Origin of the sequence: Cryobacterium sp. GrIS_2_6 (assembly GCF_035984545.1) — a bacterium.
GTDB lineage: Bacteria > Actinomycetota > Actinomycetes > Actinomycetales > Microbacteriaceae > Cryobacterium.
Map to the genome: position 1 here is coordinate 3,905,103 of NZ_JAXCHP010000001.1, position 16,830 is coordinate 3,921,932.

General features: G+C 69.1%; 13 protein-coding genes. 10 read left to right on the forward strand and 3 right to left on the reverse strand.

Going from position 1 to position 16,830, the window contains the following annotated elements; translation table 11 throughout:
* Positions 1-13 precede the first annotated feature (13 nt).
* Positions 14-1,171: a diguanylate cyclase gene (locus tag RCH22_RS18850; RefSeq protein WP_327015162.1), complete on the forward strand. Its 1,158-nt coding sequence runs from the start codon at positions 14-16 to the stop codon at positions 1,169-1,171.
* 40 nt (positions 1,172-1,211) lie between these two features.
* On the opposite strand, the gene RCH22_RS18855 is transcribed toward RCH22_RS18850, so the two are convergent.
* Positions 1,212-1,823, reverse strand: a complete 612-nt coding sequence (locus RCH22_RS18855) for a hypothetical protein (RefSeq protein WP_327015163.1) — start codon at positions 1,821-1,823, stop codon at positions 1,212-1,214.
* A 118-nt stretch (positions 1,824-1,941) separates the two neighbouring features.
* Here RCH22_RS18855 and RCH22_RS18860 point away from each other — a divergent pair, with 118 nt between their 5' ends.
* A complete protein-coding gene (locus tag RCH22_RS18860; RefSeq protein ID WP_327015164.1) occupies positions 1,942-3,396 on the forward strand; it encodes a glycosyltransferase family 2 protein in 1,455 nt (484 codons plus the stop codon).
* Positions 3,393-3,881 carry a hypothetical protein gene (locus RCH22_RS18865; protein ID WP_327015165.1) on the forward strand — a complete coding sequence of 163 codons (489 nt, stop codon included), beginning with the start codon at positions 3,393-3,395 and terminating at the stop codon, positions 3,879-3,881. Before RCH22_RS18860 ends, RCH22_RS18865 begins: the two co-directional genes overlap by 4 nt.
* A 54-nt stretch (positions 3,882-3,935) precedes the next feature.
* Here RCH22_RS18865 and RCH22_RS18870 read toward each other — a convergent pair whose 3' ends face one another.
* Positions 3,936-5,165, reverse strand: a complete 1,230-nt coding sequence (locus RCH22_RS18870; RefSeq protein WP_327015166.1) for a response regulator — start codon at positions 5,163-5,165, stop codon at positions 3,936-3,938.
* An 86-nt stretch (positions 5,166-5,251) separates the two neighbouring features.
* Positions 5,252-6,250 (reverse strand): glycoside hydrolase family 6 protein, encoded by a 999-nt coding sequence (locus RCH22_RS18875; RefSeq protein WP_327015167.1) that lies wholly within the window; start codon positions 6,248-6,250, stop codon positions 5,252-5,254.
* A 169-nt stretch (positions 6,251-6,419) separates the two neighbouring features.
* Between RCH22_RS18875 and RCH22_RS18880 the strand changes: the two genes are divergently transcribed.
* The 7 genes from RCH22_RS18880 (at position 6,420) to RCH22_RS18910 (ending at position 16,789) form a co-directional block, all read left to right on the forward strand.
* On the forward strand, positions 6,420-7,892 hold the full coding sequence (locus RCH22_RS18880; RefSeq protein ID WP_327015573.1) for a malate:quinone oxidoreductase: 1,473 nt from the start codon (positions 6,420-6,422) through the stop codon (positions 7,890-7,892).
* Positions 7,893-8,031: 139 nt separating this feature from the next.
* Positions 8,032-10,179, forward strand: coding sequence for an intein-containing Rv2578c family radical SAM protein (locus RCH22_RS18885; RefSeq protein ID WP_327015168.1), 2,148 nt, complete (start codon positions 8,032-8,034; stop codon positions 10,177-10,179).
* Between the two features lie 154 nt (positions 10,180-10,333).
* Complete coding sequence (locus RCH22_RS18890) at positions 10,334-11,614, forward strand: ATP-binding protein (RefSeq protein WP_327015169.1); 1,281 nt, start codon at positions 10,334-10,336, stop codon at positions 11,612-11,614.
* The gene (locus RCH22_RS18895; protein WP_327015170.1) at positions 11,611-12,981 is read left to right on the forward strand and encodes a hypothetical protein; all 1,371 of its coding nucleotides are present in this window, start codon (positions 11,611-11,613) and stop codon (positions 12,979-12,981) included. Before RCH22_RS18890 ends, RCH22_RS18895 begins: the two co-directional genes overlap by 4 nt.
* A gap of 55 nt (positions 12,982-13,036) precedes the next feature.
* A complete protein-coding gene (locus RCH22_RS18900) occupies positions 13,037-13,756 on the forward strand; it encodes a thymidine kinase (protein ID WP_327015171.1) in 720 nt (239 codons plus the stop codon).
* A gap of 130 nt (positions 13,757-13,886) precedes the next feature.
* On the forward strand, positions 13,887-14,543 hold the full coding sequence (locus RCH22_RS18905; RefSeq protein WP_327015172.1) for a response regulator transcription factor: 657 nt from the start codon (positions 13,887-13,889) through the stop codon (positions 14,541-14,543).
* 26 nt (positions 14,544-14,569) lie between these two features.
* On the forward strand, positions 14,570-16,789 hold the full coding sequence (locus RCH22_RS18910) for a hypothetical protein (protein ID WP_327015173.1): 2,220 nt from the start codon (positions 14,570-14,572) through the stop codon (positions 16,787-16,789).
* Positions 16,790-16,830: the final 41 nt, after the last annotated feature.

Below are 16,830 nucleotides of genomic sequence, written 5' to 3' on the forward strand. Positions count from 1 at the left end.
GGGGGCCCAGCACTTGGACTCGACCACACTCTTTATCGTCAGCGCGCTCATCGTCGTGCTCTGCGGGGTGTCGTTCATCCTGAATACAGCCCTCAACCGCAATGACGCGGCCGGCAAGCTCTGGAGCCTCGCCTTCATCGCAGGCATCGCCGTCGCCTTCGGCTACGGTGTGGCGATGATCGGGGCTTCGAACTGGTGGGGTCTCATCGTCGGCAACGTCGGCCTTGTCGTGCTGTCCGGGGCGTTCTGGAGCGGGTCCCGCCTCTACAACTCGAAGGAGTCCCTGCTCTGGACTGTCGGAGCGGCCGGAGCGGTCGTCGCGATCTGGACGCTCGTCACCGCGCCGGGCGGAGACGACTGGGGCGCCTCCGGGGTGACCTGGGTATTCATGGCCGCCTTCGGCGCCCTGGGCGGTTCTGAGGCGCTGCGGGGCAGGCTCGGCAGGAACATCAACGGCAGGATTCTGTGGCTGAGCCTCTGGATCGTGACGATCTACACGTCGGCGCGGGTGGTCGCCCTTATTGTGCTCGGCCACGACGACCCGGACTTCTCCCGGTTCTTCGGAACCGGATCTGCGTCGATCGTCAACATGTCCCTGATCGTGGTCGGTTCCATCGCCATTTCGATCCTCCGCGCCGAGAAGCTCGGCAACAATGCCGTCGGGGACTTCACCGATGGCATCCACTCTGCGGCGGGGGTGATGACGTCCTGTGCCTTCGTGCAGGCGGCGACCGACCACATCGAGAGGGCCGACCGCTGGCAACTCGGACTCGCCGTGATCGGTGCCGACATCGACAACCTCCCGGAGATCAACACCGCCTTCGGGCGCGCCGCCGGTGACGCGGCCATCGCCCGGTTCGCCCAGACTCTGCGGTACAGCGCGCCGGTGATGGCCCTGATCGGGCACCCCGCCGCCGGCAGCTTCCTCATTCTCGTCAGTGTGTCGTCCGCAACGGAGGCCCGGAGCATCACCGAACGCATCCAGACCGCGCTCGTCGACGAACCGGTCACGGACTCGTATCGAATCCGCCTGACCGCGAGTTTCGCCATCGCGGACACCTTCGACCACGGCTACGAGCTCGGCGTGCTCACGTCGGCCGTCACCGAGGCCATCCGCACCCTCAAGCGCGGCGGTGGCAACGACATCACGGTCGTCTCCGAAGCCGCCTGAGACCTGACGGAATGAGTCGCGGAGACCGGCCGGCCTGCGGCTATCCGGCGGGGGTGAGCGCGACGGTGATCTCGTCGCTCGCCGTCGACTTGGCGAATGCCGCGGAGGTCGGCGTCGACTGCACGAGGACCTCGTAGGTGAATGCGAGCGTGATGCTCGTCGCAGCGGGGTCGACCGCGGGCAGGATGAACGTCTGGCTATAGCTGTACGGGGTCTTGATCAGGTATCCGGGCGCGATCGAGGCCTGGTCGACCGAGGCGGGCGGGGCGGTCAGGGGACCGCTGGGGCCCTTCACGGACGCGACGACGCTCACCCGGGAGAGGTAGACGGCCTGGCCGTCGTCCGTGCCGAGGGTTCCGATCAGCGAGAAGCTGATCGGCTTGTTCGCGGCGGGTGTCCATTCGCCGATGTTGAGCGTCGACCAGTAGTTCACGGCGAGGGTGACATCGCCGGCCTTGAGGTTGCGGGTCGTCGAACCGGTCGCGAGGTCGTTGATCACCGGAATGATCGGTGCCACCGAGAAGGTGGCCGTCGGCGTGCTCGAGGCGAGACCCGTCGACCAGGGTGCCTGGCCGCATCCGCTCAGACCCGCTGTGAGCAGAAGGCCCAGACCGAGTGCGGGGAGCACTCGTGAGAGGGAACGAGCAGGCATGAGGACTCCCGTAGATCGTGGTTCAAGCCCGGACAGGGGGCTGCGCTTGAGCTTATCTTGCGGAGACCTTGGCCGGGGCTGTGGCAAAAGTTGCGGTTCGGATGGGAGAGTAAGACCTGTGAACGAGAACCCCCAGAATTCCCCGTATGTCAAGGCCCAGCCCCCGGTTGACCCTACCCTCGCGGCCTACGCGAACGATTTCACGGAAATCGTCGACGCTCTGCCCGTGTTCCGCCCGACCATCGGGTGCATCGTTCCTGCGTACAACGAAGCGGACTCCATCGCTTCAGTCCTGGATTCCCTGCTCGCCCAGACCCGTCTTCCCGACGTGATCCACGTCGTTGTGAACAACACGACGGACGACACGGTCGAGATCGCCAGCCACTACGCCGGCCCGCACATGCGGATGACCGACGGTGTCGAACAGTTCACCGAGATCTTCGTCCACGACATCGGGGAGAACCCGGACAAGAAGGTCGGTGCGCTCAACTACGGCTTCTCACTTATCGAGGGCTGCGACTACCTCCTCGGCGTCGACGGCGACACCACCGCAGACCCCCGGGCGGTCTGGCACCTCGAGGCCGAGATTTCTTCCGACACCCGCGTCGGCGGCATCTCCGCCATTTACAGCATCGACGACAGCCAGATCGACGGCACGATGGGCAAGTTCCTCATCGCCGGCCAGCGCACCCAGTTCGCCGCCTTCAACATGCAGAACATGCTCCGCGGCCGCAACATGGCCGTCCTGGGCGGGCAGTTCTCGATCTTCTCGATCCGGACCCTCCAGGAAGTCATGATCGACAGCAAGCAGTCCACTCCGTGGGTGAAGGACAGCGAGGTCGAGGACTCCCTCCTCTCCTTGCAGATCAAGAGCGCCGGCTACCTGACCAAGATCAGCGCCCAGGCCCGCGCCAACGTCGGCGGCATGACGACCCTGCGCGGCCTCGACGCCCAGCAGGTCAAATGGAACTTCGGCGCCATCGAGCTGATGTGGCCCGGCCAGCGCGGCGACACGAAGGGGCAGCCCTTCCACCCCAACCTCCGGCTCCGCTGGATCGAGAACTTCTCGATGGCCGTCAACATCCTCACCCGTGGTCTGTTCATCCTCCTGCTCGCCGCATCCCTGTCGATCGGCGCCTTCGTGTTCAGCCCGGTCTGGCTGATCCCGCCGCTCGTCGCACTGCTGCTCAACTTCCGCACGGCCTGGTCGATGAAAAACCGCAATGGACGGGACTTCTTCTTCGCGCTGGCCTGGTTCCCCGCAGAGATCTACATGTGGGTGCGAATCGGACATTTCCTCAGGGCCTGGACGAAGTTCGCGAGCAACAAGCAGGTCGACAACTGGGCGGAGCAGGCCAAGGCAGAGCGCGGCTCCGGAAACGCCTTCCTTTTCCCGCTCATCTTCGCGACGGCCTTCTTCGCCGCGCTCGTGTTCATCTGGCTGCAGCTGCCCGTGGTGGCGCAGTCGACGGTCCTCTGGATCGGCTGGCCGATCCTCGGTGTCACCACCATCATCCAGACCCTCACCATGTTCGGCACACTCGTCAAGCGTCACCGGGGCTACCGGGTGTGATCGCCCTACTCGAAGACGGGGCGCTCGAGACGCTGCTCAACCAGGTGGGCGGCGATACCTCGCTGCGCCACCGATTCCTGCGCGACTTCGTCGCCCTCTGGCCCAGCCGGGCCGAGCGGCTCGCAGAGTCCCTCGCCCGGCCTGACCTGGAAGAGGCGCACGTCGTCCTCCTCAGCATCCGTTCAACGAGCACGATGGTGGGAGCCGTCGTGCTCGAAGCGACCGCCGCCCTGGTGCACAGTGCGCTCTCCCGCAATGATCTGCCGGGATGCCTGCAACACATGCCGCGGCTTGTCGAGGTCGGCGAAGCCACCTGCGCCGAGCTCGCCGTGCTGACGACCAGGGCAGAAGACGCCGAACGCGCCCAGAAGGCCCGGCAGGAGCACCAGGGGCAACAGCAGGCTCAGCATGAGCAGCAGTCCCACTTCGGCGACCGTGCGGTTCCGCCGCAGCGCTGGGAATTCCCCGCGCCGCACGCGCACTGAAACAGGGACGGGCCTCAGGCCCGCCCCCGCGGAGTTCCGGTGGAGAGCCGGGCCTCAGTCGTCTTCGGAAGCCGCCAGCCGGTAACCGACGCCGCGCACGGTCTCGAGCCAGCGCGGGGTGGTGAGGCTGTCGCCGAGCTTGCGGCGAAGGTTGCCCATGTGCGCTTCGACGGCACGCTTGTCGGCCTCGTTCACGTAGTACGCGGTCACGTAGCTTTCGCCGCGCAGGAGGAGAGCGAGGTCGGCCTTGCTGCGCACGCGGCGCTTGGAGTCGAGCAACGCGGCGAGCAGGTCGAATTCGGTGCGGGTGAGGTCGAGCTCCGCCGTGCCGAGCACCGCGAGACGCATTTCCGGGCTGAGGCGCAGGCCGTTGTGCTCCATCCAGTCCGCGGCCTCCGGAACGGCGGGCTGCGGCGCGATGAGTGCGAGCGCGTTCGAGGGGGCGGATGCCGGCGGCTGGGCCACAGGGGGAGCCGCCGGCGTCGGGGCGGTCGCCCAGCCCTGCGGGGGCGCAGGCGCGTACTCGACCGGGGCGGGGACCCAGCCAGATGGCGCGGGAACGTATCCGGGCGGCGGAGCCTGCTGGTACTTCACCGGCGGGGCGGCCTGCGGGGGCGGCGCCATCTGGTACTGCACGGGCGGTGCCTGCTGGTACTGCGGGGCCTGCTGGTAAGTCGTCGGCTGCGCAGCGGGCGGCTGCTGGTATTGCGGAGCCGCGGCGGCCGGACGGTACTCGACCGGAGGAGCCTGCGCGTACTCCGGCGCGGATGCGGCCTGCGCATAGTCGGTGGTGGACTGCTCTGAGGTCGCGTACTCGGCCGGCGCGGCCGGGAAGCCGGAGTCGTCGGAGGCGTCCGCAGACGGGGCATCCGCATAGTTCGAAGACGGTGAGACGAGGGCCTGACGGGGACGACGCATCATGGCGTCGATCCTGGCGCGCAGTTCACGCGGGCGGAACGGCTTGGTCATATAGTCGTCTGCGCCGGCTTCGAGGCCCTGCAGGGTGTCGATTTCCTCGTCGCGCGCGGTGAGCATCACGATGTAGGTCGAGCTGAAGGCGCGAATGCGCTTCGCGGTCTCGAGGCCGTCCATGCCCGGCATGCTCACGTCGAGGGTCGTGACGATCGGGTCGTACGCCCGCACCGCGCGCACGCCGTCGACACCGTTGCTCGTCGCGATTGCGTCGAAACCGGCCTGGGTCAGCACGGCCTCGAGGAGATGTCGGATATCGTCGTCGTCCTCGATGATGACAGCAACGCGCCGCTCACTCTCCGTTGTTTCCATGATCTATCTCCTAGCTGCTTCGGCCTGAGACCGAAAACGAACAATGAACGGTGTGCTGTCGAAGGGGGTGCCGCATGCACCGGGGCTTACCATCCGGCAGCCTTGGTGAGCGCGAGTGCCTGGGCGTTCCACCAGTCCCCCGCAGTGGGGCCGCCGTTGCAGGTTCCGTCGCTCTCGCCCGGCTGCTTGATCCAGAGGTTCGCATCCTGGGCGCCCTGGTTCGAGACGACGGAGGGCAGGACGCCGAGGGCGCGGCCGGGGGGATTGCACCACTCGCCGTTCGAGCCCGCGCCGTTGCGGGAGGTGTCGATCACATAGTGGGCGCCGTTGGTGAGGTCGGAGACCTGCTGTGCATACGCGTGCTCGGCCGCGGAGTCCATGTAGTTGGACACGTTCGTCGCGAACCCGCGTACGGAGGCGATGCCCGAGCGGTTGAGTAGCCCGGCCATCGCGGACGGGGCGATCCATTCGGAGTGGCCGGCGTCGAGGTAGACCGTTGCCCGCGTGGGTGCGAGCAGGTCGACCGCGGTGTGCACCTCGTGCACCCGCTCCTCGACGTTGTTGCACTGGGTTGCGAGGGAGAGGGCATCTGGCTCGAGAATCACGACGGCCTCGCGCAGCGTCAGGGTCGTCGCGATCGCCTTCACCCAGCCGGGGTATTCGAGTACCGAGAGTCCGCCGGCCGAGAAGTTGCCGCAGTCCCGGTTGGGGATTCCATAGAGAACGAAGACGGCGGTCTTCCCGTCCTTGATCGCGGCATCTGTGATGGTCGCGACCTCTTCGCCGACCGTGTCGAGCGGATACTTCTCCGGCGTCAGCCAGATCGCTGCGGGCTGGGCGGCGAGCCGCCTCAGCGCCGTCGCCGTGACCGAGGTCGCCCCGGACCTTTCGGCTGCATCCGCTGCGGCCTGCGCCGCAGAGGAGGACGGATTGACGTAGAACGATGTGGTCGCCAGCGGGTTCACGGTCTGACCTCCGGGTACCTGCAGGGCGAAAGCGCTGACGAAGGTGCCGAGGGCAAGGACGGGCACCGCCAGGGCGATGATGCCGAGGACGAGACCTGTACGAGAGCCGGACGGATGCACGCATCCGCCCTATCGGGGGGGTTCGACAAATATGTTACGCAGGAGTATCGTCTGACGGTTATCTGTCCCCTTTCGGCGTCCCATTTCGCCCCCAGTCCGGGGTGATCGGCGGCATCGGACGCGGTCAGGCGCGCGTGCGCGCGGCGTTACACTCGAACGTGTGAATCCAATGGCGCAGGTTGATGTCGTACTTATTGGTGGCGGCGTCATGAGCGCCACTCTCGGAACCTTGATCAAACAAGTGCAGCCCGACTGGAGTATTGAGGTCTACGAGCGCCTCGGCGAGGTCGCCCAGGAGAGTTCGAACCCCTGGAACAACGCCGGGACCGGTCACGCTGCCCTGTGCGAGCTCAACTACATGCCCCAGGCGAGCGACGGAAGCGTCACCGCCGACAAAGCCGTGAGCATCAATGAGCAGTTCCAGATCAGCCGCCAGCTCTGGTCGTCCCTGGTCATCGACGGCGTTCTTCCCGAACCGACGAAGTTCATCAACTCGACGCCGCACATGACGTTCGTGCACGGCAAATCCAACGTCGAGTACCTGCGCAAACGGTTCGCGGCGCTCAAGGACCAGCCGCTCTTCCACGGGATGGAATACAGCGAGGACCCGGCCGTCATCGGCACCTGGACCCCGCTGCTCACGAAAAATCGCCCGAAGAACCAGCGCATCGCCGCGACCCGGATCGCGTCGGGCACCGATGTCGACTTCGGCGCACTCACCCGCTACCTCTTCGACGACCTCGCGACCAAGGGCGTCGGCGTCCACGTCAACCAGCAGGTCACCGGCCTGAAGAAGCTGACGGACGGCACCTGGCGGCTGAACCTCCGGCGCCTCGTCGGCGGGCATCCCAGCACGGTGAAGGCCCGCTTCGTGTTCGTGGGTGCCGGCGGCGGTGCGCTCGCCCTGCTGCAGCAGAGCGGCATCCCCGAGGCGCGGGGCTTCGGCGGCTTCCCGATCAGCGGCCAGTTCCTGCGCACAACCAATCCCGCGGTCGTCGCCCAGCACCAGGCCAAGGTCTACGGCAAGGCCGCCGTCGGCGCCCCGCCGATGTCGGTCCCGCACCTCGACACCCGCCACGTCGAGGGGGAGGCCTCGCTGTTGTTCGGGCCTTTCGCGGGGTTCACGCCCAAGTTCCTCAAGTCGAGCACCTGGTTCGACCTCCCCTTCTCTGTCCGTGGGCACAACATCGGTCCGATGCTCGCCGTCGCCCGGCACAACGTCGGCCTGATGAAGTACCTCTTCGGCGAGGTCTTCGCGTCCCGCACTGCCAAACTCAAGGCCCTGCAGGAGTTCATGCCGACGGCCAAGATGGCCGACTGGGAGCTCATCACCGCGGGCCAGCGTGTTCAGGTGATGAAGAAGGACCCGAAGGAGGGCGGAGTGCTGCAATTCGGCACCGAGGTCATCACCTCGGCCGACGGCAGCATCGCCGGCCTGCTCGGGGCATCCCCCGGGGCATCGACCGCGGCTCCGATCATGGTCGACCTGCTCCAGCGCTGCTTCCCCGAGCAGTACCCGGCCTGGGAACCGCGACTCCGCGAACTGATCCCGAGCCTCGGCACGACCCTGTCCGACGCCCCCGCCCGCGCCGCAGCCTCCCTCGCCGCGACCGCCGCGACCCTGCACCTCACCAACCCCTGACCAATCCGACGGAGTTTTTGCGTTTTCTGTCCGTGAGCGGGCGGTTTCGGCTCGTTTTCGACAAAATCTCCGTCGAATCGGTGAGGGTGGATGCCGCGGCACCCTTGCGCAAGTATCGAACGTGTGTTCGAATGTAAGCATGCGGTGGAGCGGGCAGGAACTCACAACGGAACAGGCGGGCGCGCTTCCCGGCCTTGCCCGGCTGAACAACCTGGTGCGGAGCGTGCGCACACCCGAGTTCGCGGGGATCACCTTCCACGAGATCCTGGCCAAGTCCGCGCTCAACCGGGTACCCGGCCAGAGCGCCATGCCGTTCGGCTGGACGATCAACCCCTACCGAGGCTGCTCCCATGCCTGCACATACTGCCTGAGCCCGGAAACGCTCATCCTGATGGCGGACGGGCGGCAGAAGCCGCTCTGGCAGGTCAGGGTTGGCGATGCGATCATGGGCACGGAGACCGTCGGCGCCTACCGGCGGTATATGCAGACGACAGTGCTCGCTTCGTGGGACACCCGGAAGCGCGGCTACCGCGTCACCCTAGCTGACGGAACCGAGCTCGTCGCCAGCGGAGACCATCGCTTCCTCACCGAACGGGGTTGGAAGTACGTCACCCGCGCCATGCGCGGGGACGACCAACGTCCCTACCTGACCGAGAACAACAAACTCATGGGTTTCGGGCTCAATGGGCTCACGGAGGCGACGCAGCCGAACTACTTCGCGCCGAGTTACCGACGCGGGTACTTGACCGGCATGATTCGCGGTGACGGGATGATGATCTCGCGCGACTATCCACGTCGAGCCGGCGGCGGAAACAAAGTGCGGCTCTTCCGGCTTGCCTTGACGGACGTCGAGGCGCTCAACCGCTCGAGACTGTTCCTCGAACAGGAGGGAGTAGTCACGCAGACCCGTCCGTTCTCCGCGCCTTCCCTCACTCGGCGCGCCGTGACCTCGATCTACTCGGGCAAGGCCGCGTCGTTCGCCCGGATCGCGGAGCTCATCCGCTGGGTTGACGACCCCGACGACGATTGGCATGCCGGGTTTCTTGCCGGTGTTTTCGATGCGGAGGGCTCAGGTTCGCGAGGCATTCTGCGGATCAGTAACAAGGACGCGACGATACTCGACAACATCCAGAAGTCCATGTCCGCGCTGGGTATTGAGCACGTGTTAGAGGGTGCGCGGCCGAACGGCGTTCGCTGTGTTCGGGTTACCGGCGGGCTGCCGATGCGTTCCAGGTTCTTCGGGCTGGTAGGCCCCGCGATCGACCGGAAGCTGTCCATTGCCGGTGCAGCAGTGAAGTCCGCGGCATTGCTGCAGGTCGTGTCCGTGGAGGACCTGGGGAGCACGATGGACATGATCGATATCTCGACCGCGACCGGAGATTTCATCGCGAACGGGGTCATCAGCCACAACTGTTTTGCTCGCAACACGCACACGTACCTCGACCTCGACGCAGGCAAGGACTTCGACAACGAGATCATCGTGAAGGTCAACGTCGCCGAGGTGCTCCGCAAGGAGCTCGCCAGGCCCGCCTGGCAGCGCAACGCCGTCGCGCTCGGCACCAACACCGATCCCTACCAGCGCGCAGAGGGCCGCTACCGGCTGATGCCGGGCGTGATCGCGGCGCTCGCCGACTCCGGAACCCCGCTCTCGATCCTGACCAAAGGCACCCTGATCCGGCGCGACCTCGACCTGCTCGTCGAGGCGAGCACGCTCGTGCCCGTCGACCTTGCCCTCTCGATCGCGATCTATGACGACGAACTGCAGTCCGCGGTCGAGCCGGGCACCCCATCAACGGCGGCGCGCCTCGCCACGGTGACCGCGATCCGGGAACGCGGCCTGCGCTGCTCGGTGTTCATGATGCCGATCCTGCCGTTCCTCACCGACACCCGCGCGCACCTCGACGATGCCCTCCGCCAGGCGAAGGCCGCCGGGGCCTCCGACGTGATGTACACCGCGCTGCACCTGCGGCCGGGGGTACGCGACTGGTTCATGCAGTGGCTCGCGAGGGACCACCCCGACCTCGTGCCCCGCTACCACGAGCTCTACGGTCGCAACGCCTACGCACCCAAGGGCTACCGGCAATGGCTCGCGCTCCGGATCAAACCGCTGATCCGGGCGCACGGGCTCGAGCACGGGATCGAGGATCCCGTCACCGGCGGCGTCCGCTCCCGCGCGCTCGCCCGCCCCGCGCCCGCCGTCCCTGCGTTCCCTGGCCAGCCCGTGCCCGGCCCGAGGTTGCTCATCGCGGGCGAGCTCCCTCCTGAGCTGCACCCGACCTTGTTCTGAACGGCGGCCTCGAACAGCGGATGCCTCGCTGCGGCCCGGCCCCCGGCTCAGGTGTCGCAGATCGACGTTCAACGCTCACGCGAACCTCGATTCGCGACCCCTCACGCAAGAAGGACTCCGCCGGATGCGATAATCGACGGAGAACGGAGCGGCAATGACCCTAGGCCTCCCCGACCATCTGGTCGGCACCTCTGTCGGGCGCGCCCTGGCCCAGGCCACGCACTGGTTCGGCCTCACCTGCCTGGTCGGCGCCCTCGTCTCGATCGCCGTGCTCGGCATCAGCCACCCGAGCGCGCAGATCGGCGTGAGCCTGATCGGGATCCTCTCGATGGCGATCCTCCTTTTCCTTCTGTCCCGCCACCGCACCGTGCTGCTCTCGGTCGCCTACCTCCTCGTTGGCGCCGTCGTCACGTACGTCGTCAGCGTTACCCTGCTCGGGCTGCCTGAGCTCTTCCACAGCTCGGACGTCTTTCTCGTGTCGATGCCGAAGATGGCGCTCCTGATGGTCGGCGGCGTCGGAACGGGCGCCCTCGTGGGCGTGCTCTGGGGCACCGCCGGCTTCATCCTCGCCGAGACCGTGACGGTCATCGCCGCCCTCGAGACCGGGGTGCCGTATCACCCCGATGCGTTCACGGTGTCGACGTACCTCTTCCTCGTCGGGGTGATGCTCGTGAGCGGCCTCGGCAGGCGCAGGCACCGTCCGGTCCAGCTCGCCATGCACCGGGCGCTGCAGGAGGACCAGTCGCGGCTGCTGCGGCACGAACTCGACGTGCGCGCGGTCGCCCTCAGCCAGGACACCACGCTCAACCAGCTTGTCGCGCTCGTGCACGCCCACCCCGGTCCGCTCGGCCCGCACCTGGCCGCCGGCATCCGTGAGACCGTGGACACCCTGCACGGCACAAGCTGGCTCACCGACTCCGACGAGCGACTCTCCGGCCCGGACGGCTGGCTCGACAGTGCCGTCTACTCCGCGATCGAACGCTGCCGTGACCGCGGCCTCGTCGTCGAGGTCACGGGGGAGCGCGCCGCCCTCGGCCGCCTCGACGCGGTCGCCGACCGCGAGCTCGGCCTCGCCGTGCAGCAGTGCCTGATCAACGTCATCCTGCACGCCGGCATCGTCTCAGCTGAGGTCGTCATCGAATCCACCGACCACGATCTCTCCGTGATGGTCATGGATGCCGGCCGCGGCTTCACGGAATCGGAGACCGGCGCCGATCGCCTCGGCCTTCGCCAGGCGGTGCGCCGCCGGATCGAGCGCCTCGGCGGCTCGGTCACGATCATGACCCGTCCCGGTGCGGGCACCTCCGTGCTCCTGACGGTGCCTGCGCCTCCCGGCGACGCCGTCGAACGGCCCGGTACCGGTGCGGCAAGCGGCCCGGCATCCGATCCGGCCGGCGACACCGCGAGCGACGCCGGGATCGGCTGGCCGCTATGAGCCGCAGCTCCCTGACCCAGCAGCAACTCGATCCGCTCGGAGCCCTCTCCGCGTGGCCGCTCGCGCCGGCGATCGCCGCGATCGTCACGGTCTCCGCAGTCACGGCCACGATCACCCAGGCCGGCCAGACCGGGAACGCGCTCCTGGGCTCCCTTGCGATCGTGGCCGTCACCCTCGCCGCGATCCTGCTCGTCCTCGCCTCCCGCCCGAGAAACGCACCCTTCCGCGGCGCCGCGCACGTGGCCATCGCCGTGCTCGCCCTCGCCGCCTACCTGCTCGAACAGGCTTCCCGCTGGAACCACAACGCCCTGATCCAGGACGACTTCGGCCCCGTCGCGATCGGCCTTCTCCTGCTCGGCCTCGCCCCCTACCGGCCGTGGCGCCAGATCGCGGCCTCCGCCGGGGTCCTCGCGCTCGTCGTCGCCGCGGTGACCTGGGTGCAGGCGCCCTTCCACTCCATCGACGTCGCCCCCGTCGTCTTCGCCGCCGTCGCGGTCACCCAGGTCCTCGCGCCCGCGCTCGCCGGGGCCGCATACTCCCGTCGGCTCGTCGGCTCACTGCTGGCCTGGCAGACGGATGCCCGCCGTGCGATCATCGAGCGCACCGAGGAGACGAGGGCCCGCGTGGTCAGGGCCGTCGTCGAGCAGCAGCGCACCGAACTCGCCGCCGGCGTGCTCCCGCTGCTCACCGAGGTCCTCGACCGCGGCGAGATCACCAAGGCCGACATCTCCCGGGCCGGCGCGCTCGCCGCCGACGTGCGCAAGGCGCTCCTTCGCGAGCTCGACAAGACCTGGCTCGACGCGGCCATCGCGAGGGAGCGCGCAGCCCTCCTGGCCGGCGGCATCACCCCTCTGCTCGTGGTCGCCGATCCCGACCGCCGCGCCGCCGCCTTCCATACCGACCAGCGCGCCGCGACCGCTGCCCTGCTCGGCGCCGTCTGCTCGGCGCCGGGCTTCGACCCCTGCAGCCTCGTCGTCCAGGTCACCGCGGGCGACGAGTTCCGCGGCACCGGGTCCCCGCGGCCTGCCCTGACCCGGTCGCCCCTCACCACGACGTCCGAGATCCCGCTGAGCACCTCCCCGCTCCGCACGATCCCCGACCGCGGACCCCGGCGCGAGACGGCCCCGGGCGTCGGCGCCCCGGCATCCGCCCCCCGGCTCGACCAGGTAACGATTCAGGTCGGCATCGACCTGCCCGCCCGGGCCGTTCGCGCGCTGCTGCGGCCCTACCTCGGCGTCCTGCACGTGGTGTTCGGGCGGGTACGCGTCTCCACGAGCCGGGCGTACGGTCGTCGACCGCTCGTGACGCTCGAGTTCGACGCGGAACACGGCCCCGAACGCCGCAGAGTCGCACGCCCAGTACGCTGAACTGACCCGGGGCAGACGAACGCGCCGGGTGGCGCAGAGGGGGATTCCAGGTACCGTGGCAAAACTGTACTTTCGCTATGGAGCGATGAACAGCGGTAAGAGCACGTCGATGCTCCAGGCCGCATACAACTACGAGGAGCGCGGCCATCGTGTGCTGCTCGCCAAGCCGTCTGTCGACACCAAGGGTGATCGGGGCATCCTCTCGCGCCTCGGCGTGACGCGCGGCGTCGACTTCCTGCTCACCCCTGAGACGGATGCCTACGCCCTCTTCCAGGAGCACCGCGCGCAGGTCGTCGCCCGCGACGGGCTCGACGTCAGCGCCCTCCTCGTCGACGAGGCGCAGTTCCTCACCGAGGCCCAGGTCGACGACTTGCTCCGCATCGCGATCCTCGAGAACATCCCCGTCCTGGCGTACGGGATCCGCACCGACTTCCAGACCGTCGCGTTCCCCGGCAGCCGTCGCCTGCTCGAGATCGCGCACAGCCTCGAAGAGCTCAAGACCATCTGCCGCTGCGGGCGCAAGGCAGTGTTCAACGGCCGCAAGATCGACGGGCGCTTCGTCTTCGATGGCGACCAGGTCGCGATCGACGGGGCCTTCGTCACCTATGAGTCCCTGTGCGGCTCCTGCTACCTCGAGGAGAGCGGCGGACGCCTCGGCCATCGGGCCATGAACGAGGGGAGGGGGCGCCCGGCCGTCTCTCCAGAAAACCTCGTCCCCGGCGAGACTGCGAGCGCCCCACATGCCCCCCGGCGCGTTCCCCCGGTTTCACACTAGGACCAGCACATCACCATCGAAAAGCCGTCACTTCCGGTGGCACCCGAACGCGCACGCCGGCGGCAGGAACACCATCCAGCGGCACCGCCCCGCAGGCGCCGTCCCCGTACGGCCTGACCGAAAGTTTCTCGTGCCCACCTATCGCATTGCCCTGATCGATGACCACGAGATCGTCGCGCGCGGTTTCGCCGCCCTCTTCGGGGCGCTCCCCGAGATCCAGGTCGTCGCAACGGTCGCTTCCGTGACCGAACTGCTCGAATCGACCGCGCAGGCCAGCCGCCCGGTCGACCTCGTGATCCTCGACCTGCGGCTGTCCGACGATTCGGGCGTCGGCGAGAACGTCGACCGGCTGCGCTCCGCCGGTTCGGCCGTCCTCGCCTTCACCGCGGGCGACGACGCCGTGCTGATGCGCACGGCCGCCCGCAGCGGGGTGCTCGGCGTGGTGCGCAAGTCCGAACCGACCGCCGTGCTGCTCGACGCGGTGCTCCGCGCCGCCGCCGGGGAGCCGATCCCCTCGACCGAGTGGGCGGCCGCCCTCGACGGCGACCCCGAGCTCAACGATGCCGGGCTCAGCCCGCGGGAACGCGAAGTGCTCTCCCTCTACGCGGCGGGCGCGAAGGCCCCGCTCGTCGCCGCCCGCACCGGCCTCGCCGAGGCGACCGTGATCGACTACATCCGCCGGGTCCGTTCGAAATACCAGCGCGTCGGGCGCCCGGCCAACACCAAGATCGACCTGTACAAGCGGGCCCTCGAAGACGGCATCCTGCCGGTCCCCGGCCAGCCGTGAGGCGCGGCCGGCGCCCGCACGCCGGCTTGACCGCCGCCGAGCGCCTCGCCCGGGTGCTCTATACGTCGATCGGTCCCACCGCGGTGGTGTTCTGCCTCCTCAGCCTGGGTTCGTTCCTCAGCCAGGTCTGGGCGCCGCGGCCCCTGCCCGCGATCCTGATCTGGGCCCTGGTCTTCGGGCTGCCCGTCGCGCTCGGCGTGCTGTCCCGGCGGGCGCCGCTCCGGCTGCTGCGCCGGATCGCGCTCGCCGAGGGCGTCGTGTTCCTCGCCATCCTCGTCTTCTGGTTGACGTTCCGGGCCACCCCGCTCCCGGCCGGCGCCGACATCCCCTGGGCCCTGACCTTCACCGGGGTGCCCGTCCTCGCCGTCGGCGTCGCGACCCGCGACCGCGTCGGCTGGGCCTATCTCGTCGTCGTCTGCGCGCTCAGCGGCCTCGTGCGCACCGCGACATCGACGGATCCCCGGCCGGTCCTTGTGGGCCTCGAAGACGCCGTCTATTCGATGCTCCTCGTCGGCGTCTTCCTCGGGCTGATGATGGCGGCCCGCCGCAATGCCGTCCGGGTCGACGCTGCGACCGTCGCCACCCGGGCGGACATCGCCGCCGCCGCCGCGGGAGTGGCCCGCAGCCGCGAGCGCGTGGCGATCGACGAGCTCGTGCACGACAGCGTCATCTCCACCCTGTTGATGGCCGGCCGCGGCGGCATTCCGGCCGCAGCCCTCGCCGAGCACGCCGCCACCACCCTCGTGCGTCTCGACGCGGTCAGGGACCGCGCCCCCGGGCAGTTCGTCCCCGGCCCCGAACTGACCATGCGACTGGAAGCCCTCGCCGCGCAGATCACCCCCGACGCCGTCGTCGGCTCCGACCTCGACGACCGCTCCGCCGTGACAGCTGCAGCCGCGACGGCCCTGCTCGGCGCCGTCGGCGAGGCCCTGCGCAATTCCCGGGTCGCGGCGGGTGTCGGCCTTGACCGCCCGGTGCACCGCAGCGTCACCGCACGGATGCAGGGCCCCGGCCTCCGCATCACCGTCCGCGACGACGGGGTCGGTTTCGAACCCGCCAGCGTCCCGGCCGAACGCCTCGGCATCGCCCGCAGCATCGTCGAGCGGATGCGCCGCGTGGCGGGAGGGGCGGCCACGGTCTGGTCGCGACCGGGTGCCGGCGCCGAGGTCGTGGTCTCCTGGACGCCGGAGGCCACAACGCCGGTCATTCCGGTCGCTTCGGAAAGCGCGGGAACCCCGGGAACACCCGCAGCCATCCCGCTGCTCGTCACCCTGCCGCGGAGCCTCGCCCTCGTCCTCCTCGCCGTCTTCGCCGCGGTGCACCTGCTCCTCGCCTTCGGAGAGCCCGGCCCCGCCGCAGGCCGGCCCCTCACAGCGCTCGGCCTGCTCCTGATCGTCGGCGCCGCGGCGTGGCTCCTGGTGGTCGTCCCCGACCCGATTCCCCGCCGGGCCCCTGTCTCGGTGATCCTGCTCGCCACCGCGGGGGCCGCGCTCGCCTCGGCGGCCGTCGCCCCCGCATCCGCCCCACCGTTCGCGCACTGGGCGTTCGGCGCCGTCACGCTGCTGCTCGTCCTGCTCGCCACCCGCGGACGGCCAGGCCCGGCCTGGGCCGGCTACGGCCTGCTCGTCGCGGTCGGCGTCGGCTGGGCACTGCTGAACGGCCTGGCCCTCGCCGACGGCCTCACCCTCGTGGTGCGGCACGCCGCCACCCTGCTCGCGGGGGCGGTCTTCGCCGTCGGGCTCACCCGTTCGACCCGCACCCTCGCCGTGCTCAACCGGGAGCGCGCGGTCTCGATCGCGGCGACCGCGAGCGCCGAAGCGGCCGTCACCGAACGGGAATCGGAACTCGCCCGCGTGAACGCGCTCGCCCGGCCTGCCCTCGAGCGCCTGGCCGGGGGGGAGGACCTCGACCCGCCGCTCCGCGCCGAGTGCCTCATCGTCGAGGCCACCCTGCGCGACGCCATCCGGGCCAGGACGCTTTTCATCGAGCCGGTGATCAGGGCTGCCCGCGCGGCCCGGCTCCGCGGAGTCGACGTGACCCTCCTCGACGACTCCGGCGGCCGGCCCCCCGAGGCGCTCGCCGCGGTCGCGGACATCGTCGCCGGCCAGCTCGATCTGCTCGACTCGGATCGCCTCACCGCGCGGCTCCTCCCGCCCGGCCGCGACGACGTCGCTTCCCTCGTCGTCGAGTCCACGGGCACCCGGATGCTGACGGTTTCGCCGGTCGGAAAGCTCCGCACCCCCTGATCGTGGGTCTGTCCCGGACTCGAACGCGGGGTTAGCGTTGG